Source organism: Pseudidiomarina aestuarii (genome assembly GCF_003987355.1).
In the GTDB taxonomy this organism is placed as follows: Bacteria; Pseudomonadota; Gammaproteobacteria; order Enterobacterales; family Alteromonadaceae; genus Pseudidiomarina; species Pseudidiomarina aestuarii.
In genome coordinates this window covers 434,709-454,393 of sequence record NZ_PIPR01000001.1, presented here as the reverse complement: position 1 = coordinate 454,393, position 19,685 = coordinate 434,709, and the positions used below count along the sequence as shown (strand labels likewise).

Below are 19,685 nucleotides of genomic sequence, written 5' to 3'. Positions count from 1 at the left end.
AGCCGCACATTATGAGTGCTGAATTGTGGATTCGCTTGGGTTGCTTTCTGGGGGTCCTGCTCGTGATGACCGGTTGGGAATACCTGAGCCCGAAACGGTCCAATCGCATTGCTAAAGCGCTTCGTTGGCGAACTAATTTCAGTATGGTCGTTGTGAGTAGTGTACTCCTGCGGCTACTCATCCCAGCAGGCGCTATCGGCGCCGCATTGTGGGCTGAAACCAATAGCTTTGGTGTATTACATTCGCTAAACGTCAGCACCGCCGTGGCCATGGTCATTGGCTTTCTGCTCCTTGATGTCGCTATCTATTGGCAACACCGCCTGTTTCACCGAGTGCCGTGGTTATGGCGCTTGCATCGCGTCCATCATGCCGACCTCGACTTTGACGTCAGTACCGGCCTGCGCTTTCATCCCATCGAAATTCTCTTGAGTATGCTCATTAAGATCGCGGTCGTTATTGCTTTTGGCATTCCTGCTATTGCCGTTCTCATCTTTGAAGTTGTTCTGAACGCGACCTCTCTTTTCAACCATGGCAACGTTGCATTACCGCGTTGGCTCGAGAAACCTGTGCGGATGTTCATCGTCACGCAAGAAATGCATCGTATTCACCATTCACAACGTCCTGTCGAAACGGATAGCAATTTTAGCTTTAACTTTTCGTTGTGGGATCGTTTATTCGGAACCTATACCGCGCAATCGAAAGATGGCTCCGACGGCATCAACATCGGCCTAAAAGAATATGAGAATGAAGGTGAATCTGCTGGCTTTTGGGCATTGCTTACGAACCCTTTTCGCCCCACCCCGACACGGAGTACTAACGTAAAGTCCAATAGCCCGACCACAAGCGAATAGCCGTCGTCAGCCAACACAAAGCAGCGAAACTCAGAGCCAATATAGGAAACCACTGCGGCCAGAGACAAAAAGCAATAAAAGCCACAATCGTCTCGAATCCCTCGGTAATGCCACCCATGTAATGGAGTGACTTGTTGGGATAATTCGGATTATCGATACCACGCTTCGACGCCACCGCAGCAAAGGCTAAAAAGGTTGCGCCAGTTCCCATAAAGGTCAGCATCAGAAACGCTGCGGCTACTGCATTCTGCTCGATATCCGCCAGCAGAAATCCGAATGGAATGGCCGAGTAAAAAATAAAATCAAAGACACTATCGATATAACCGCCGGCATCGCTGGTCGTGGTTAAACGAGCAACGGCTCCATCGAGACCATCTGCAACGCGATTGCCCAAGATTAACACCAGTGCCAGTCCATACCATTGTAGAGCCAACGCAGGCACCGCCAGTAATCCCAGACCGAATCCTGCAATGGTGACATGATCGGCACGGATACCACGCGCCACTATTGGGCGAGCCAAATTCGCTAGAATGGGACGCAACGTTTTGTTGAGAAATGGGTCGATCACAGTTGCGACTCCGGCCATTGCATAACAGCCACTTGATTGTCGGTAGCTGTTGCGAAATCATCGCTTTGGTGGCTTACCATGACCGTGGCTATACCGCGTTCATGACAGCGTTGAAATGCCCAATCGCGAATACGTTCGCGAAGCGATTGATCGAGCGCCGCAAATGGCTCATCAAGCAACAGCACACGCGGCTCATTCAACAATGCTCGTAGTAGCCCCACACGGGCCCGTTGCCCGCCACTGAGCGCTGTGGGTAGCGCTTGCGCAAACTTTGCTAATTGAACTTGTTCTAACTCGGCAAGGACATGCTCAACTTGGTCTTGTCGAGAAAGTTTCCGTTGCGCGCGCGGTAGCGCAAATAATAGGTTATCGATTACGGATAGATGCGGAAACAATAAGATATCTTGAAATACAATCCCCATTGAACGTTCCGCAATAGTGAGTTCATCAACTCGATCACCCGCAACATAAATCTTACCGAGTACTTTTACATAATTGGGTGCGTCGCCCAATAGCCAACGTAACAACGTCGACTTACCGCTTCCACTTGGGCCCATGACACCTAATGTGCAACCGGCATTGACTTGTAATGCCGGTAACTCAACCTGATGATCGCGCCAACGAAAGTGAATTGGACTGGTACTGAGTACTACCGTTTCGCTCATTGTATCTCCCCTTCACGAGCAGCGGATGCACGCGGCTTGAGCACCACTAACACCACTGCACACAACAACCACATGGTCAAAGCATACAATGCCTGCATTGAACTATTGGAACCGCTGCTCAGTGCAACAAAGTCAGTCGTCAACGTAGACACTCGCCCACCACCGATTAACAATGTTGGAACATATTGAGCGATGCTCACCAGCATTGCTAGTGCGAAGGCGGTTAACAGTGGCACTTTGAGAAGTGGTCGTTTGACCAGCCACCAAGCTCGCCAAAATGAGTAACCAAAGGTTTGGCTCTGCTGCAGGTAGCGTTGTTCGAAACGTTCCTCGGCGGGTAAATAAGCAAGTAATGCATAGGCATAGGAAAATGGAACATGCGCCCAAGCCACCCAAAAAAGATTCGTGTCAGTCCAAGGTATCCACACCAAAATTAAAAACACCTGCGGAATGAACAAAGGCAGGAGTAATAGAGCCCGCGGAATTTTCTGCCGTCGCGCGCGCTGCCACTCAGCAGTCAATATGCAAAGAACCAAACTAATACTCGCAACCGCGACGGCTATCCAAAACGCACGCCAGGCTCCGTTTGCAAGAAACAACCATTCATTGATCCATAGCGTAAAATCCCACTGTTGCGGCAGTAAAGCCGGATAAAACCAGCCACGTCCATGCGCCAAGGTTATCAGTGCAACCAACAACACAAGTGCTAAACCAGTGAAGACTGAAGGCAAGACTCGCCCTATTCGACTGATGTTTAACAGTATCCACTCGCCTTTCGTCATAGCACGTGACAGAAGACGTTGCGCCCAAGTAAACAAGACCCATTCCTGCAGGCGCACCCAACCACAAACCAGCCCAGCCAACAGCGCTAATACCACGCTGCCCACCGCCGCTAACTGCTGACTGAGAGGATTAAACTCGAGTTGCCATTGCACAACCTGGACAGCTAATGGTGCCGGCGTTTGCGGTGCCGCAAAAAGCGCCAAATCAACGACCGTGAGGCTATATACCGCAACCACACACAATGGTAAGCGTAATCGTTGTACTAATGCGGGGATGACAATGAGCCACCAGGTTCGAGTTTCACTATGTCCCTGACTGCGACCAATCAACAGCCAGCGATCCAGAGGTAATTGCTGCAACGCTCGCAACGCCATAAACCACATAAAGGGCAATTCTTTCGCGATTAAGATAATCCATAAGCTCACTAAGTATTGGCGATCAAACCAAGGCATCCAAGGTGTTTCGACCGGTATCAAGCGCCATAACCAACCTGTTGGCGCAGCCAGCCATAACAGCGCAACCGCGAATGCAAGGTGCGGCATGCTCAAAATACCCAGCCAACTGTGTTGAGTATTCTGCGTATTAGTCGGTTGGCCACTCTGCTTCAAAGCCACCAAATAACGCGCACTAATGAGAGTGAGACCTGTCACTACAACAACGGAAATCAGTGCTGTCAGTAAGGACTGTGACAGCATCGTGAAAAATCCTGGATATTGGATTAACTCACGGATCACCTGCTTAAGATCCACTGACCAAAGCAACTCCGATAAACTCGGGATGATCACAAGCATTGGCAGACCAATCACAATGGCCACGACCAGCAGCAGGAAATGCGGATATCTCATTGTTGATAGCGCTCTAACCAACCGGATTCAATTCTTTCAACCCAGCCGATATGCATTTCAGCAACAGCAGGTAATAATGACAACGCCTGGCTGTCCTCTGGTAAGCTGACAACCGCTGGATCGCCCCACCCTGAAACATCTCGTTTGCGCTGCTGGGCTGCTGGACTCAGCAGGAAATCAATGACCACCTGTGCTGCCTGCGGCACACGAGTCCGCTTTGGAATCGCTAAATAATGGCTATTCGTTATAGCTCCATCACCTAAAACGACTCTTTCTGAACCACTGGGCAGTCGACCCTGCATATTCGCGACAGTCAGCTCCTGCGGATTAAATGACACCGCAAGATCAAGCTGTCCATTCGCAAGCATTTGTTGCTGAAAGGACGCTCCACTCGGGAAATCTTGGCCTGACCGCCAGAGCAATGGATGCAATCTATCGAGGTAGTCCCATAAGAGTTGCAGTGGTTGGCCACTCGAATCCATAGGTGCTTGTAAAAACAACTCGGGGTCGTCGTGCAACGCTAACAACAAACTCTTTAAAAATGTGGTGCCATGAAACTCTGGCGGTTTTGGATAACTGAATCGACCTGGGTTCTGTCGCGCAAACGCTAATAATTGTTGAGGATCTATTCGTCCAGCTTCAATGAAGCGCTGAACGGCACTCGTTCGAGCAATCAGATGAAACTGTCCAATCCCCCAAGGTAATTCAAAACCATCGACCGGTACGCCGAAATCCGATTGCCATGGAATGTTCTTGCGAATATTTTGAGCAGCGGGAATTCGTGTCGGTAAACTACCGAGTAATTGTCCGGCACCTTTCAATTGGTGAAAATTCTCGCCATTGATCCAAAGCAAGTCGACAGCACTGGGCGAATCATCTTCATTCAAAATCCGCGACACGGCTTCAGCAATATCAGCCACTTTGACATGCACCAGTTCAATACCGTACTGCTCGCCTATTTGTTCTGATGCCCAGCGCAGATAGTTATTCACCTCGCTCGACCCACCCCACGCATAAAAATAGACCGTTTGCCCACGCGCCTGGGATACCGTTTCACTCCACGTCGAGTCAGCAACCGCAGATGAACTCAGCAGCAACAGCGCCAGCACCGTAGATTGCCAGATTACTCTCATCGTCAAAATCAATCGTCCTTACCGCCACGGCGCCAGCGATGAAATGAGGCTAACCACGCCAACACTCGTTCTGGTGCATGCGCTCGTTGCCAGTTCCCGGCGGCAAACTTATTGGCTTCGGCCATCGTTGGGTAAATATGAATCGTGCCTAGAATTTTCTTCAATCCTAGCCCATGTTTCATGGCCAACACAAACTCCGCAAGTAGATCTGCACTGTGTGCACCGACAATGGTTGCACCGATGATTTTATCTTTACCCGGCACCGTGAGCACTTTCACCATACCGTAAGCTGCATCATCGGCAATAGCTCGGTCAAGATCGTCAATACCGTAGGTTGTCAACTCATAGTCGATGCTTGCGGCTTGCGCAGAGCGCTCTGTATGCCCTACCGTTGCAATTTCAGGTTGGATGAATGTTGCCCAAGGAATAACACTGTAATCAGCTTTGAATTTCTTAAAGGGAGAGAACAATCCGTTGACAGCGGCATACCAGGCCTGATGACTCGCCGTGTGAGTAAACTGATAAGGGCCTGCTACGTCACCGACAGCATAGATATTCGGCATGGTAGTTTGTAAAAAGCCGTTGGTCACTATCGTTCTCTCAGTCTCGATACCGAGCTCTTCAAGTCCATAGCCAGTCAAATTAGCAGCGCGTCCCACTGCAACCAGAATCAGATCACATGCTATAGACTCGCGTTGACCATCACGTTCAATGACCAGTGTCTGTGTGTCTACAGTTTGCACCTCAACCGCTTTCCAACCCAAACGCAATTGAATGCCATCCGCTTCGAATTGCTGTTTTACCAAAGCCGCCACATCTGCATCTTCACGCGGTAAGAGTTGTTCTTGCATTTCCACCACGGTTACCGCCGTTCCTAAGCGTGCGAATGCTTGGGCTAATTCCGCGCCAATCGGACCACCGCCGAGCACGACGAGTTGTTGGGGTTGTTCACGTAAGCCCCACAAGTTATCGGATGTGACGTAGGCAGCACTGTCTAAACCAGGAATCGGGGGCACAAAGGGGCGCGCGCCAGTTGCCAATACAATCGATTTCGCTGTTCGTGTTGATGTCGTCCCGTTTGCGTCGGTGATCTCAACTTCCCAGGGCGACACGAGTCGTGCATGACCTTGCACAACATTGACACCGAGGCTTTCATAGCGCTCTGGCGAATCATGCGGTTCAATGGCGCGGATGACATCGTGAATCGATTCCATGACTTTAGTAAATTGAATCGGCTTAAGGTCCACTGGCGCGCCTTGTTTCGCAAGCTGCGCCGCAGCATGCCGACCATGCGCGACATGCAATAACGCTTTGGAAGGAACACAACCCGTATTCAGGCAATCCCCACCCATTTTGTGCTTCTCAACCAGAGTTACCTTAGCCTTCACCGCCGCTGCAATATAGGCACTGACCAGTCCACCACTTCCAGCGCCAATGACCAGGAGATTATCGTCAAAACGTCGTGGCTTTTTGAACCCTTGATAAACTTTTCGAGCTTTGAGCACACCGACCAACCATTTCGCTATCAGTGGGAAAACGCCGAGTAATATAAAACTCAATAGTAATTCAAAAGAGACGATATCGCCGACCTGCTCCACCTGTGCCAGTTGTGTTCCCGCGTTTACGTAAACGGCGGTGCCCGCCAACATACCTACTTGACTCACCCAGTAGTAGGTCCATAGTCGGATTCTGGTCACTCCCATCAGCAAGTTAATCATCCAAAATGGGAATAACGGCACCAATCGAAGCGTCGCCAGATACCAAGCACCATCACGCTCAATACCTTGATTCATCGACTCTAAGCGTTTGGAAAAGCGTTGTTCGAGTGAGTCTCGAAATAAATACCGAGCACTGAGAAACGCTAAGGTAGCGCCTAAGGTCGAGGCGAATGAGGCGAGTAACAAACCCAAGCCAAGCCCAAATACAGCGCCAGCTCCAAGTGTAAGGATAATCGCTCCGGGAATCGACAACGCCGTTGCCAGCACATAGACCCCAAAGTACGCCGCAAACAACACCAACATGTGCTCATCCCGCCAACTGGCGAGTTGATTTTGCTGCTGCTTTAACTGTTCCAAGGTTAAGTACTGCGTGACATCGAAAAAGATACTTGCGGCAATTGCAGCAATAATGAGTACTGCAATCAGCAGCTTTTTCCAACTGGTAATGAGGCTCACTTTAGTAGCACTTCCCTCTAGCTAAATGGTTTCAATTAGAATTTGTAGGTATACGTTAGCTCTAGGTGTCGGGGTAACTCTGGGAACACCAAAGTCGACCCGAAATACCCACCTTCAAACACCGGCGACCAGTTCTCTTCATCGGTTACGTTATAAATATCTAAGCGTACTTTATGGCGTTGAGTTACTGACCGCCATTGCGCAAAAAGATTCAACGTATGTTGGTCTCGAATACGCACAGTATCCAAAAAGTCGAGCTTATAGTCACCGGTATAAGTCGCATTGCCACCAACGGCAATCTGGCTCGTGACATCGTAACCAAGAGCGACGGACGCTTGATGATCAGGCAAACCTTGAACTCGCATGGTTGACGGCGCGAACGCAGCAAAGTTTGGTGCGCCAACGCCCGTCCCAGCAACCAAATCTGGCCGCTCATCAGTAAACGCGTCGTAAACCGTGCGAGAATCTTGGAAACTTGCTGAATTATCGAAGCGGGCATCCAAATAGCTGTAGCCGGCAGTCAACCAGAGTTGATCCGCTTGATAAAACCACTGCGCTTCGATACCGCGAGTCTTAATACCCGTATTACTGCCATCGCGGTTACGTAGGCCTCGAGTTTGCGTAAACCACGCCACATCAGCATACCAAGTTGCGGCGACTGGGGCATATTTATAGCCTACCTCGAATGCATCGGTTTCACCGGCAAAATTAAGCGGGTTGATGCGTTGATCAGCGCCCAACACGGTCCCTCCAGCAACACTATTCGACGTCGCCTCTTGTTGATTCAAACTTGCATACCACACATGCGCTTGGCTCGGCTGGTATTGGATGCTCAATTGAGCGCCATAAAGCCAATCGGTGTAGGTATCCTCTGGAATTTCAGTTACACCTGCCGGCGGCAACGGGTCACTTGCCGTCACATTATAGTAGTCAGCACGGATACCACCATTCACTTTGATAGTATCGGTCCATTGCCGCTCGTGCTGAACGAATAGGCCCCATTGCTGACTGGTCGAATCGGTGCTATCCGACAAGTTAAAATCACCTACACCGTCGCCATCGAGATCATATTGGGTTCCCGGTGAGACAAATACACCGGGACGCAACTCTACCAGACGCGCTTGTTGCTCAGGCGTCAAAGGAATACGCCGATTGCTCAGCGGACCGCTTAAATCGACCGGTAAATCGGCCTCTGTGGTGAACTGACTGTACGCCAACACGTCGTTAACGCGCAGATTCACACCGAACCAAGTAATCGCCTTCGGAGACTTGGCATAGCGCAATTCAGCTCTGGTCTCAAAGGTCTGGGCGCCGTCCACAATTTCCACGAAAGAATTCTGTGCAATCTCCTCGCGGTCGAGATGCTGATAATAGAAGCGCTGGCTAAATGCCCACTCTCGATTCAGTTCTCGTTCATAGATGCCGTGCAACAAAAATGTCTGCGCACCATTGATATCATCCGGGTCGGTATAGACTTGTGAGCGCGGTAATTCGACCAAACTCTCGGGCGAAACCAAAGCAAATGCACCAGGTACCTCAGATCCATTGGGCTGGCGACCTTGTCCCGTCACGTATAAACCGTCGTCAATCAAGGCTTGAGTCGGGCGATTGAAACCCGCGTTATCAGTCCATTCGACGTCGTACCATTCGGCAAATAGATTTAATTCCGACTGACTATCAGGGCGCCACCGATAGCTCACAAAAAGATCGTCGCTTTTATGCTCGCTGTAATCATAGAAACTGTCCTCACGAATCACTTCGACACTGGCTCTGAGCGCCTCGTTATCTTTTTCGAGCAAGGCACTGTAATCGAATTGACTACGGTAACTCTGCCACTCACCCACTTCTACTTGAGCAGTACCGACATCTTGACTTAAATTGGCACGCTTTGGCTGGATATTGACAAAGCCGCCCGTACGTTGTGTGCTGCCAAGAATAACTGGCGGTAGACCGCGAACTACGTCAATTTGACCGACACTATTAAACGACAGCGGAATACCGAGGCCATTATTCCCACCTTGGCGTCGCATACCCAGTTGGAAAATCTCACCCAGCTGTCCACGTAACGTCGGTAAGCTTGGAGCGCCAAATCCAGCAGCCGCAAAACTATTCGGTGCTATTTTGTTGATATCGTGCAAATCATTCACAGCGGCCGCTTCAATGAGCTCTGCCGAAATGGGTGTGACAGATCGAGCTAATTCAGCCAGTGCTTGGGTGTCACCAAACAAATCACCGATACCAGCGCTTTGTGGTGATAGCGCTGCAGAGTCTGTTCTCGTGCCTTTAATTTCGATCACTTCAGTGGTCTCGTCTCTGCCGCTATTCTCTACAGAATCAGCAGCTTGCATTGCATAAGATACGGGCAAACTCAGCGTGCTACATGCCAATACGCAACTTTGAGCGACCAGCGAAATCCGAAACTTACTCACCGACATATGAATTTCCTTTATTATTCTCAATGATTTACCAATACTAGGATACGCGTTCAATTGTTCATCTGCGCAGCTTTATTTGCGCAAAAATGTGATCAATTTAGTGTAGTAATACGTAAATTTTGCCTAACGCTATAGACTGATCTTACAGTAGGCAACGATAACAATAAGGATTAAATGCCATGTTCAACAAAATCACTCTCGCCATCATCGTCGTCGGAATCCTAGCGATTCTTACGTTAGCTTTCTCTGGGCCACTCTACCGCTTTGATGTGCTGACGCTCGGTGATGCGTTTTTCATTCTTCGCTACAGCGCGATAACTGTCGGTGTTGTTGCGATTTTGTCGTTACTACTGATGATTTTTCGTCGTCCACAGGCTGCGAAACAAGGTTTACTGGTTGCGTTAATACTGGTCGGCGCTATTGGTTTCTATCTGCCCTATCAGCAGTATCAAACCGCTATGAGTGTGCCACGCATTCACGACATCAGTACTGACTTAGAGAATCCACCAGCATTTGTCGCTATTGCGCCTTTGCGAGCCGATGCGCCAAACCCAGTAGAGTACGCTGGTGCTGAAACTGCGGAGAAACAACGTGAAGCGTACCCTGATATTACCACCTACTTTACGGCCGTTTCCCCTGCAACTGCTTTCGATACTGCACTTCTTGTTGCCGCCGATATGGGTTGGGAGATTGTCGCTTCGGATCCTGCCGCAGGCCTGATTGAAGCAACTGCAACAACCACTTGGTTCGGTTTCAAAGACGACGTTGTGATTCGATTAGTCGCAACCGGTGATAACACTGCTATTGATGTTCGTAGTAAATCACGTGTTGGTTTGAGTGATGTAGGTGCCAATGCGCGCCGCATCCGCGCTTTTATTGAGGAGTTAGATAGCCGCCTATGAGTCATTATTATCGCCGTTTAGTTCGTTTAACCGCAGCCATCGTGTTCACCGCGCTGGCACCCGCTTCTTTTGCCCAGAACTCTACCGATTCTGAGCAATACAGCAATTATGCCCAAGCTACCTTTGCGGGTGGGTGTTTTTGGTGTGTAGAAAAGGCCTTTGAAGAAGTGCCAGGGGTGGTTGAAGCTGTTTCGGGCTACACTGGCGGTGATGAGGTCAATCCAACTTATCGCGAAGTGGCTGGTGGGCAAACTGGCCACACTGAGGCGGTCCGAGTATATTACGACCCAGAGGTGGTCACTTATACTGCATTATTGGAAGCATTGTGGCGGATGATGGATCCGACTGATCTTAACGGGCAATTTGTCGACCGAGGTCAACAGTACCGACCCGGTATTTTCTATCATTCGGAGCGTCAACAACAATTAGCTGAATTAGCAAAATCGAAACTGATTGCAGAGAATCGATACGACGAGCCTGTGGTCATTCCGATAGTACCTGTTCGAGAGTTCTATCTGGCAGAAACGTATCATCAGAATTATTACCAGAAGAATCCGGTTCGGTATCAAATCTACACGTTCAATTCCGGACGGTTTCAGTTTACCGAAGCGGCTTGGGGGAGTGACTATGAAATTGACTACAGTCAAATCAAAGACCCCATTGTCCCTGCTGATACAGATAAATCACAGCCCTCATCAGCAGCTGAATCAGATGTTAACGCTGGAGCCACAACTATGAATTTCGAGAACTTTGTGAAGCCATCGGATGCAGAGTTAAAAGCAAAGCTCACTCCGATCCAGTATTCCGTGACACAAAAAGATAAAACGGAACGGGCTTTCGATAATCCATTGTGGGACGAGAAACGTGACGGCATTTACGTCGATATTGTCAGCGGTGAGCCGCTCTTCTCATCACGTGATAAATTTGAGTCCGGTACGGGATGGCCAAGTTTTACACAGCCTATTGATGACAAGTACATTGTCACCAAAACCGACCGGTCGTGGTTTATGACACGTATTGAAGCGCGTAGTCGCTATGCTGATTCCCATCTAGGCCACGTATTTGAAGACGGTCCTGCGCCAACGGGGCTGCGCTATTGCATGAATTCAGCGGCGCTCGAGTTTATTCCACTCGCTGAAATGGCTGAGCGCGGCTATGGCGAATACGTCTCTGCTGTCACTGCAGACTAGTTTACACGCTTCAATAAAAACGGGCCCGTCGAGGCCCGCTTTTTTATTGGCCAGCGGCTATCCCCTCACGCCTAGGATCAGCGCCACCGAATAGGGTTCCATCAGGCAACACCGTAATGCCATGCAAGCCACTGTTCAAATCTTGCACTTGAACCTTGTGCCCTCGGGCTTGTAATGCTTGTTCTAACTCTGCCATCACCGTTCCAGCCTCGAGCTGAGTCGAACCGTTCAAGTTGGTGATATGTGCTTGGTCGATGGCACTTTGCATGTCCATCTCAAAATCCGTCAAACCGACAACCGTTTGAGCAACATAATTGATGATGCGCGAACCGCCGGGAGAACCAACCACATGCACCAAATCATCACCCTCTTGATCGAAAATCATGGTGGGCGACATGGAACTGCGCGGACGTTTGCCACCCTGAACACGATTGGCAACAAGTTTACCATCGGCCATCGGAATGATAGAAAAATCGGTTAACTGGTTATTCAGCAAAAAGCCACCCGCCATAACTGCCGATCCAAAGCCCATTTCAATGCTCGTGGTCATGGATACTGCATTGCCTTGGGCGTCTACAATTGAGATATGGCTGGTATTCGGGAACTCAGGTGACTGGTCATCCGCATAGCTGTATTGAGCAAATACACCTGGCTGTGCCCGTCCCATATCCTCGTTGCTAATCAACGCAGAGCGTTCTTGCAGGTAGGCTTTATCCAGCATCGCTGATACTGGCACATCAACAAAGTCACTGTCTGCTAAGTACCGATTCCGATCAGCAAATGCGAGCCGCGACGCCTGCGCAAAATGATGCACAAACGTTTCACCCGTTGGACTCCACTCACTGACCGGGAAGTTCTCTAGAATCCCTAAAATTTGTAGGACTGTCGTTGCGCCCGAGCTCGGTGGTCCCATGCCACAGATGGTATGAACACGATACAGCGAACAAACAGGCTCACGGAGCTTCGCTTCGTATTGCGCGAGGTCATCCAGTGTCATGAGCCCAGGTGACTGCGTACTATTTTGAACGGCTTGCACAATTTGGGCAGCAATAGGTCCAGTGTAGAACGCATCCGCGCCTTGCTCAGCGATGAGCTGAAAACTCTCGGCTAGCTCGGGATTCTTCAGAACAGTTCCTACTGCCAGTGGCTCACCATTCGGATAAAAATAGTCCGCAGCTGGACGGAGTTCCTTAATTCCAGGATTCATCTCAATCGCTAATAATTTCGCTAACCGCGGTGATACTGGGAAGCCTTCTCGAGCAGTTTGAATGGCGTCGATAAAGAGTTCGGACCACGCCAAACCGCCCCACTTTTGATGCGCTAGCTCGAGTCCTCTCAGAACACCAGGAGTGCCAACCGACCGCCCACCAATTACCGCATCCCAATAACTTTGAGGCGGCTTTCCTTGGGCGTCAAAAAACAATTCGGGACCGGCGTTTAGCGGAGCTCGTTCTCGTGCGTCAACGGTATACAATTTCCGCTCTTCGGCACTCCAATAGAGAATAAACGCGCCGCCACCAATGCCGCTCGATTGCGGTTCCGTCAATGTCAACATAGCCTGTACCGCTATAGCTGCATCTATCGCCGTGCCGCCTTCCGCAAGTACTCGAGCACCCGCCTCTGCTGCTAAGGGCGTTGCTGCGGCGGCCATATAGTTTTGTGCGGTTTGCCCCGTTTTGACGGCACGACCGGTTGCCGCTTCTGGGTCTGCTGCTACAGATTGATCAACAACAGAATCGTTAGTTGATGGCTTGGGCTGACAAGCGACTAACGCGCAACTTAAAATGCCTGCTGCACATATCCAACCGACCTTAGACCAGAATGTATACGACACTCACTACTCCTCGTTCCGGGATCCAAAAATCTATGACTATGATTATTTCTGATTCGAAATAAACGTTCGATTCGGTATGATAGGCAGCATGATTCAGGAGCGCAATGCCGGTATGGAGTTTCACGACTAATGTCGGATAGAAATCAGGTCATTATCACGAGTCTTTTACTTGCCATCATAAGCCTCTGGCTATACGGCATGGCTGTTGAACAGCCCTCATTCATTGAACCCTATTGGTTTGAACGCGAATTAGCTTTTTCAGAAATCTGGCGCCTCATAACCACTCATGCACTGCATCTCAGCTGGCAACATGTGGGTTGGAATGCCGTTGCATTAGTCTTCGTCACTCTGTTGTTCGCACAACACTTTACCGTTCGCACTTACATCAATGGTGTGCTCATTATCACTACTCTGAGTAGTCTATTCATCTACGGTTTCGGTCAACCGGAATCATTTGGTGGCTGGTCGGTGCTTATTCATGGTTGGTTACTCTTTGGGTTACTGATTGAATGGCGCCGCGCCGAGTGGTCCATGCGCGATTATTTAATCATCATTCCTTTGGTTCTGCTGCTTCTGAAAGTGGCGAGTGAATGGCTAGGATGGACATTTTTAGAAATAACACCTGCTAAAGAGCTGGCTATTGTTCACACAGCAGGCCTCATTGCTGCTCTACCGGCTTTTTACTTGCATCGCAGAGCATTACGGCAGTTAGCAATGAAAGGCGCACCAGAGAACTGATGCGCCGTTTTACTCATGTCGCTAAATAACCAAACGATCTTTGTTGATCTCCAGCATCCGTGGGCCAATTCCTTTGACCTGCAGAAGCTGATTGATATCACTGAAACCACCGATCTTCTCACGCAACTCTATAATTGCTTGAGCGCGCTTTAAACCCACACCGGTGAGATTCATCGCTAACTGTTCTGCAGTTGCAGTGTTGAGATTCACTTGCTCATTGGCGGCGACTGCAGCAGCTTTCTGTACCATTGGATTCATTGATGCATAAGACGGTTCTGCGTAAAGCGTTGCCGAGGCACCACCGATGACAACCGCGAGAGCGACCAAAAACGACCGCCGGGGATTATGACGTTCCATGTAATGCTCCTTGTTAAAGACCTGCTTAATGCAGTCCATTTAGTGTAATCAAGGAGAATCATGGATACGAATTGCTTACGCGGAACTTGCTGTAAGACTTTCTTGGATTGCTTGTAGCGCTGCTAGCGGATCTTTTGCTTGCGTTATCGGACGTCCAATCACCAATACCTGTATGCCCAGCGCTGCGGCCTGCTCTGGCGTCATGATACGGCGTTGATCACCTTGTTCACTTCCATGTGGACGAATGCCTGGAGTTACCAGGATAAATTCATGGCCTTGTGCTTGTTGCAGCGATTCGGCTTCATGTGCAGAACAGACTACACCATCTAAACCAGCGTCAGCTGCAAGTTGTGCGAGTGCCTGCACATGTTGTTCTGGAGTCCTTTCAATACCGAGCTCGCGTAAATCATCAGCGGTCATACTGGTCAGCACGGTAACAGCAATCAATAATGGGCGGTGTTCGCGGTCTGCTAACGCGTCTCGAGCCGCAACTAGCATACGTCGACCTCCCATCGCATGGACATTCACCATCCACACACCGAGGTCGGCGGCGGCTGCTACTGCTTTAGCGACCGTATTGGGTATATCATGGAATTTTAGATCGAGAAAAACCTTGAAGCCTGATTGCACTAGTTCGCGCACAAAATCCGGTCCAGCCGCGGTAAACAGCTCCTTACCGACTTTTAAACCACACAATTTCGGATCTAATTGATTCACCAACTGCCGTGCAGATTGCGCATCAGCATAATCTAAAGCCACAAAAAGTTGCGAACGAGTCGTCATTTAATCTCCATCTAATCCAATAATTGGCTTTAACTGTCCCCAGCTTCGACAGGATGGACAATGCCAATACAAAGTACTCCCTGAAAATCCACAGTGTCGGCAACGATAACGCGGCCGTTGCGACATTTGTTGTTGAACCAATCGCTGCAGGACTTTCAAACTATCACGTGCTTTACCAACGTCCGCGGCGCGGATATGAAAGTCCATCAACTGATGAAAGCCTTTCATGGTTGGATTTCTAATCAAGCTACTCTGCACGAATTGCTCAGCGGCTTCGATACCATTTTCTCGCGCAATTAATTCGGACAACAGAATACTGGCGGTAGTCGACTGCCCCTCACGCACACATTCATGGAGGAAGTGGATTAGACCGGCTTCATCATCCAATGCTTCGTAGCAAGCTTTAATCAGTGGCAGTGCTTCAGCAATGAAGTCACTGTCCTCATGCAAAATACCGCACAAGATCGATTGTGCTTTACGAAAGTGACCTTGGTTATACCATAACCGCCCCAAGGCTAACGCCGCGCGAACACAGCTACCGTCATGTTTACGTGCTTTGTTATAAAACTTCTCAGTCAGTTCGCTATCGTCTTGCTTGTCTGCCAATTCACAATACAATTGCGCCACGATTTTTTCGGCATTATTGTCAATTTTGGTTAACTTAAGCGCAATCTTAATCGCTTTATCCCACTCATGTGTAGACTCATAAAGCTCTAATAGGTGGCGTAAGCAGGCAGCTTTAAATTGTGGATCAGATTGCAATGCTAACAACATGTCTTCTGCGCGGTCATAAAGACCAGCCGCTAAGTAATCGAGACCAAGCTCGAACATAGCGGTGCGTCGTTCACTCTCGCTGATAGCAGGTCGCGATGTTAGGTTCTGATGGATTTTAATCGCGCGGTCAAATTCACCTCGGCGGCGAAACAGTTTACCTAACGCCCAGTGAGTCTCAAGCGTGTCGGAATCGACATCAAGCAGCTCAATAAACAAATCGACCGCTTTGTCAGGCTGATCCGATAGTAATAGGTTCAAACCCGTTACATATTGTTTCGAGAATTGTTCTTGTTCTTTCCGATCTTCATTACGGACACTATTGCGACCCATAAACCAGCCATAGGCGGCTGCAACTGGAAGCAATAAGAACAGAAGTTCAAGCATCGTTTATGGTCGCTCTGCCGCCGCTGAAGTTGTGTTGGGTTGGGCTTTGGTTAGTTGCTTTTTCAGTTTGCGATTTTCACGACGTAACCACCAGTTCCGCGATACTAATCCAGCTGCACCAATGAGGAAGCCGAGCACTAAGAATAGTGCGGTCAGGACGGCGAGTGGAAGTTCTGTTTGGACGATGATGAAATCAACGGCAACCACATTCTTATTGAGCGCACCGAAAGCAATGGCCAACAAAAAGAGGACCACGACGGGGAGAATGACAAAGACGAAACGCAACATGATATTCCCTATTCTAACGAGGCTAAATCGTCATAAAAAAACGGCATGCTGTACTATAGCATGCCGTTTTTATGAACTCGACGACGAATTCCAATAACCTTAGCCGAGATTATCTACGCGTTCACGCAGCTCTTTGCCTGGTTTGAAGTGTGGAACATACTTTCCATCTAGTTCCACTTTCGCTCCGGTTTTTGGATTTCGACCCACTCGTGGTGCGCGGTAATGCAATGAAAAGCTGCCGAAGCCGCGGATCTCGATTCGACCTCCGCTTGATAGCTGTTGCGCCATTTGCTCAATCAACTCCTTCACAGCATCTTCAACTTGACGCGGCGATAGGTCTGGATACAGCGACGATAACTGTTGAATCAGTTCCGATTTTGTCATCACAAACTCCTCTATTAGCGTCAATGCCTATACAGCGCATCACAAATGGTTATTAATCGTCAGTTTTCGCAGCTTTGAAAGCTTCAGCCATTGCGTTACTGAAGTTGTCTTCTTCCTGCTTGTTGACAGTTTCCATCGCTTCTTTCTCTTCTACTTCGTCTTTTGCACGAATAGAGAGGCTCAGCGTACGGTTTTTACGATCAACGCCCATGAAACGAGCTTCAACTTCATCACCAACTTTCAATACAGTGCTCGCATCTTCGATACGGTCACGTGAAATGTCAGCAACGCGAACGTAGCCTTCAACACTATCTGCAAGCTCAACTTTAGCGCCTTTGGCATCAACTTCGATGACCTTACCAGTAACGATAGCACCTTTTTTGTTGACTGCCAGATAATTGTTGAACGGATCTTCTTCCAACTGCTTAACGCCCAACGAGATACGCTCGCGTTCTGCGTCGACTTGGAGTACCACAGCAGTGACTTCTTCGCCTTTCTTGAATTCACGAACAGCTTCTTCGCCAGTCGCATTCCAGCTGATGTCTGACAAGTGAACCAAACCATCGATACCACCGTCCAAGCCGATGAAGATACCGAAGTCAGTGATTGACTTGATTTTGCCTGATACTTTGTCGCCCTTGTTGAAGTGTTTCGCGAACTCTTCCCACGGGTTAGCTTTACATTGTTTCAGACCCAATGATATACGGCGACGCTCTTCGTCAATTTCCAATACCATCACTTCAACAACGTCATCTAAGTTCACAACTTTAGATGGGTGTACGTTCTTGTTGGTCCAATCCATTTCAGATACGTGTACCAAACCTTCCACGCCTTCTTCGATTTCAACGAAGCAACCGTAGTCAGTTAAGTTAGTGACACGACCTTGCAGGCGATGCCCTTCTGGGTAACGCGCAGCAATGTCAGCCCACGGATCAGCGCCCAACTGCTTCAGACCCAGAGATACACGGGTACGATCGCGGTCGAACTTCAATACTTTGACAGTGATCTCGTCACCAACATTCACGACTTCGCTTGGGTGCTTCACGCGCTTCCAAGCCATATCAGTGATGTGTAGCAGGCCGTCAACGCCGCCTAAGTCAACGAACGCACCGTAATCAGTCAAGTTCTTAACGATACCTTGAACTTCTTGACCTTCTTGCAGGTTCTCAAGCAGTGCATCGCGCTCAGCGCTGTTTTCAGTCTCAATCACAGCACGACGTGAAACCACAACGTTGTTGCGTTTCTGGTCAAGCTTGATGACTTTAAATTCGAGTTCTTTATTTTCTAAGTGGGTCGTTTCACGAACTGGACGTACGTCTACCAAAGAACCTGGTAAGAACGCGCGTACACCACCTAAATCAACTGTGAAGCCGCCTTTAACTTTACCGCTAATTAAACCGGTAACAGTTGCTTGCTCTTCGTATGCTTTCTCAAGCACCAACCACGCTTCATAACGCTTCGCTTTTTCACGAGACAGGATAGTCTCACCGAAGCCGTCTTCTACTGCGTCCAACGCCACATCAATTTCGTCGCCGACTTTGATTTCGACTTGGCCTTCAGCATTGCGGAATTGTTCAACTGGGATAGCACTTTCAGACTTGAGGCCTGCGTCAACTAACACGACATCGCGGTTAATCGCTACGACAGTACCTTTTACGATAGAACCTGGGCGAGTTTCGACCGTTTTCAGGCTCTCTTCAAACAGTTGTGCAAAATTTTCTGACATATGTGTTAACTACTTTTAGTTAAGTACGTCCACCAAGCAATCCTGAAAGGCGGGGTTGTGAAAAATAATCTGCTCGCATCCTTACGGCAGACAGCTAAGCCAACAGCGTCTTAGGCTGTTTTCTCAGAATGTGAGAGCTTGCCATGAGCAAACTCTAAAATTTGGTCCACGACTTCTGCAATCGTCAAAGTCGTTGAATCTACAAACAAAGAACCCTCGGCGGCCTTCAAAGGGGCAACCGAGCGGTTCGTATCGCGTTCATCACGCTCTTGGATTTCGGCGATTAATTGGTCAATTTTAGCAGGTATTCCCTTTTCCAGCAATTGCTGGTGACGGCGGCGTGCTCGTTCTTCAGCACTGGCGGTCAAATAAACTTTCGCGGCAGCATCTTTAAATACCACAGTCCCCATATCGCGACCATCAGCAACCAGACCGGGTAACTCTTTGAACGCGCGTTGGCGACGCAGTAACGCTTCACGGACGCGAGGTAATGCAGCGACCTTCGAAGCCATATCAGCGACCTGCTGAGTGCGAATCGTCATGGTGACATCTTCGCCCTCAAGAATGATGTGCGTGAGCGCCTTCTCAGCCTCAACTTCGAACTTCACATCAAGATTGCTGGCGAGTGCCACCAGACTCTCTTCATCGTCCGGAGCGAACCGGTGATGGATAGCAGCCAACGCTAACACCCGATAAATCGCACCGCTGTCGAGTAAATGCCAGCCAAGTTTTTCCGCCAATATTTGGCTTACTGTGCCTTTGCCGGCCCCGCCTGGGCCATCGATTGTAATTACCGGTATGTTTGTCGCCATGCTGTCCTCTATAAAATTGAAGCGCCGCAATTATACGGATTTTTACAAAAAATGCACGT

The 19,685-nt window shown here is 49.2% G+C and carries 18 protein-coding genes; 4 read left to right on the top strand and 14 right to left on the bottom strand.

What is annotated here, in order from left to right:
- Positions 1-11 precede the first annotated feature (11 nt).
- Positions 12-851, top strand: coding sequence for a sterol desaturase family protein (locus CWE22_RS02065; RefSeq protein WP_169929737.1), 840 nt, complete (start codon positions 12-14; stop codon positions 849-851).
- Here CWE22_RS02065 and CWE22_RS02060 read toward each other — a convergent pair.
- Genes CWE22_RS02060 through CWE22_RS02035 form a run of 6 tightly spaced genes read right to left on the bottom strand, consistent with a single transcriptional unit; the run spans position 814 to position 9,454 of the window.
- Complete coding sequence (locus CWE22_RS02060; protein WP_169929736.1) at positions 814-1,419, bottom strand: CDP-alcohol phosphatidyltransferase family protein; 606 nt, start codon at positions 1,417-1,419, stop codon at positions 814-816. The two genes, CWE22_RS02065 and CWE22_RS02060, sit on opposite strands and share 38 nt — an antisense overlap.
- Positions 1,416-2,084 carry an ATP-binding cassette domain-containing protein gene (locus CWE22_RS02055; RefSeq protein WP_169929735.1) on the bottom strand — a complete coding sequence of 223 codons (669 nt, stop codon included), beginning with the start codon at positions 2,082-2,084 and terminating at the stop codon, positions 1,416-1,418. The genes CWE22_RS02060 and CWE22_RS02055 overlap by 4 nt, the downstream gene beginning before the upstream one ends.
- Positions 2,081-3,712 carry an ABC transporter permease subunit gene (locus tag CWE22_RS02050; protein ID WP_169929734.1) on the bottom strand — a complete coding sequence of 544 codons (1,632 nt, stop codon included), beginning with the start codon at positions 3,710-3,712 and terminating at the stop codon, positions 2,081-2,083. The genes CWE22_RS02055 and CWE22_RS02050 overlap by 4 nt, the downstream gene beginning before the upstream one ends.
- Entirely contained in the window at positions 3,709-4,845 is a 1,137-nt protein-coding gene (locus CWE22_RS02045; RefSeq protein WP_169929733.1) for an ABC transporter substrate-binding protein, read from the bottom strand. Before CWE22_RS02045 ends, CWE22_RS02050 begins: the two co-directional genes overlap by 4 nt.
- Before the next feature lie 8 nt (positions 4,846-4,853).
- Positions 4,854-7,019, bottom strand: coding sequence for an FAD-dependent oxidoreductase (locus tag CWE22_RS02040; protein ID WP_244595933.1), 2,166 nt, complete (start codon positions 7,017-7,019; stop codon positions 4,854-4,856).
- A 35-nt stretch (positions 7,020-7,054) separates the two neighbouring features.
- On the bottom strand, positions 7,055-9,454 hold the full coding sequence (locus tag CWE22_RS02035; protein ID WP_169929732.1) for a TonB-dependent receptor: 2,400 nt from the start codon (positions 9,452-9,454) through the stop codon (positions 7,055-7,057).
- A gap of 179 nt (positions 9,455-9,633) precedes the next feature.
- Between CWE22_RS02035 and CWE22_RS02030 the strand changes: the two genes are divergently transcribed.
- Positions 9,634-10,356 carry a DUF1499 domain-containing protein gene (locus CWE22_RS02030; RefSeq protein WP_244595932.1) on the top strand — a complete coding sequence of 241 codons (723 nt, stop codon included), beginning with the start codon at positions 9,634-9,636 and terminating at the stop codon, positions 10,354-10,356.
- Positions 10,353-11,546, top strand: a complete 1,194-nt coding sequence (msrB, locus tag CWE22_RS02025) for a peptide-methionine (R)-S-oxide reductase MsrB (protein WP_169929731.1) — start codon at positions 10,353-10,355, stop codon at positions 11,544-11,546. Before CWE22_RS02030 ends, msrB begins: the two co-directional genes overlap by 4 nt.
- A gap of 43 nt (positions 11,547-11,589) precedes the next feature.
- On the opposite strand, the gene ggt is transcribed toward msrB, so the two are convergent.
- Positions 11,590-13,380: a gamma-glutamyltransferase gene (gene ggt / locus CWE22_RS02020; protein ID WP_244595931.1), complete on the bottom strand. Its 1,791-nt coding sequence runs from the start codon at positions 13,378-13,380 to the stop codon at positions 11,590-11,592.
- A 129-nt stretch (positions 13,381-13,509) separates the two neighbouring features.
- Here ggt and CWE22_RS02015 point away from each other — a divergent pair, with 129 nt between their 5' ends.
- Positions 13,510-14,118, top strand: a complete 609-nt coding sequence (locus CWE22_RS02015; RefSeq protein WP_169929730.1) for a rhomboid family intramembrane serine protease — start codon at positions 13,510-13,512, stop codon at positions 14,116-14,118.
- 21 nt (positions 14,119-14,139) lie between these two features.
- Here the strand turns inward: CWE22_RS02015 and CWE22_RS02010 are convergent, their stop codons facing one another.
- The 7 genes from CWE22_RS02010 to cmk all read right to left on the bottom strand — a co-directional run bounded on the left by CWE22_RS02010 (position 14,140) and on the right by cmk (position 19,626).
- Complete coding sequence (locus CWE22_RS02010; RefSeq protein WP_211618589.1) at positions 14,140-14,475, bottom strand: ComEA family DNA-binding protein; 336 nt, start codon at positions 14,473-14,475, stop codon at positions 14,140-14,142.
- Positions 14,476-14,550: 75 nt separating this feature from the next.
- Complete coding sequence (gene pyrF, locus CWE22_RS02005) at positions 14,551-15,258, bottom strand: orotidine-5'-phosphate decarboxylase (RefSeq protein ID WP_169929728.1); 708 nt, start codon at positions 15,256-15,258, stop codon at positions 14,551-14,553.
- Positions 15,259-16,416, bottom strand: a complete 1,158-nt coding sequence (gene lapB, locus CWE22_RS02000) for a lipopolysaccharide assembly protein LapB (protein WP_169929727.1) — start codon at positions 16,414-16,416, stop codon at positions 15,259-15,261. It abuts the gene before it with no gap.
- A gap of 3 nt (positions 16,417-16,419) precedes the next feature.
- Positions 16,420-16,704 carry a lipopolysaccharide assembly protein LapA domain-containing protein gene (locus CWE22_RS01995; RefSeq protein ID WP_169929726.1) on the bottom strand — a complete coding sequence of 95 codons (285 nt, stop codon included), beginning with the start codon at positions 16,702-16,704 and terminating at the stop codon, positions 16,420-16,422.
- A gap of 99 nt (positions 16,705-16,803) precedes the next feature.
- Positions 16,804-17,088, bottom strand: coding sequence for an integration host factor subunit beta (locus CWE22_RS01990; protein ID WP_169929725.1), 285 nt, complete (start codon positions 17,086-17,088; stop codon positions 16,804-16,806).
- A gap of 52 nt (positions 17,089-17,140) precedes the next feature.
- Positions 17,141-18,814, bottom strand: coding sequence for a 30S ribosomal protein S1 (gene rpsA / locus CWE22_RS01985; protein WP_169929724.1), 1,674 nt, complete (start codon positions 18,812-18,814; stop codon positions 17,141-17,143).
- 110 nt (positions 18,815-18,924) lie between these two features.
- Entirely contained in the window at positions 18,925-19,626 is a 702-nt protein-coding gene (cmk, locus tag CWE22_RS01980) for a (d)CMP kinase (protein WP_169929723.1), read from the bottom strand.
- Positions 19,627-19,685 lie beyond the last annotated feature (59 nt).

Excerpts from the sequence above, each read along its gene's own strand:
- CWE22_RS02065 (WP_169929737.1), top strand. The coding sequence starts at position 12 with ATGAGTGCTGAATTGTGGATTCGCTTGGGTTGCTTTCTGGGGGTCCTG.
- CWE22_RS02055 (WP_169929735.1), bottom strand. The coding sequence starts at position 2,084 with ATGAGCGAAACGGTAGTACTCAGTACCAGTCCAATTCACTTTCGTTGG.
- CWE22_RS02050 (WP_169929734.1), bottom strand. The coding sequence starts at position 3,712 with ATGAGATATCCGCATTTCCTGCTGCTGGTCGTGGCCATTGTGATTGGT.
- CWE22_RS02045 (WP_169929733.1), bottom strand. The coding sequence starts at position 4,845 with ATGAGAGTAATCTGGCAATCTACGGTGCTGGCGCTGTTGCTGCTGAGT.
- CWE22_RS02035 (WP_169929732.1), bottom strand. The coding sequence starts at position 9,454 with ATGTCGGTGAGTAAGTTTCGGATTTCGCTGGTCGCTCAAAGTTGCGTA.
- CWE22_RS02030 (WP_244595932.1), top strand. The coding sequence starts at position 9,634 with ATGTTCAACAAAATCACTCTCGCCATCATCGTCGTCGGAATCCTAGCG.
- msrB (WP_169929731.1), top strand. The coding sequence starts at position 10,353 with ATGAGTCATTATTATCGCCGTTTAGTTCGTTTAACCGCAGCCATCGTG.
- CWE22_RS02015 (WP_169929730.1), top strand. The coding sequence starts at position 13,510 with ATGTCGGATAGAAATCAGGTCATTATCACGAGTCTTTTACTTGCCATC.
- CWE22_RS02010 (WP_211618589.1), bottom strand. The coding sequence starts at position 14,475 with ATGGAACGTCATAATCCCCGGCGGTCGTTTTTGGTCGCTCTCGCGGTT.
- pyrF (WP_169929728.1), bottom strand. The coding sequence starts at position 15,258 with ATGACGACTCGTTCGCAACTTTTTGTGGCTTTAGATTATGCTGATGCG.
- lapB (WP_169929727.1), bottom strand. The coding sequence starts at position 16,416 with ATGCTTGAACTTCTGTTCTTATTGCTTCCAGTTGCAGCCGCCTATGGC.
- CWE22_RS01995 (WP_169929726.1), bottom strand. The coding sequence starts at position 16,704 with ATGTTGCGTTTCGTCTTTGTCATTCTCCCCGTCGTGGTCCTCTTTTTG.
- CWE22_RS01990 (WP_169929725.1), bottom strand. The coding sequence starts at position 17,088 with ATGACAAAATCGGAACTGATTCAACAGTTATCGTCGCTGTATCCAGAC.
- rpsA (WP_169929724.1), bottom strand. The coding sequence starts at position 18,814 with ATGTCAGAAAATTTTGCACAACTGTTTGAAGAGAGCCTGAAAACGGTC.
- cmk (WP_169929723.1), bottom strand. The coding sequence starts at position 19,626 with ATGGCGACAAACATACCGGTAATTACAATCGATGGCCCAGGCGGGGCC.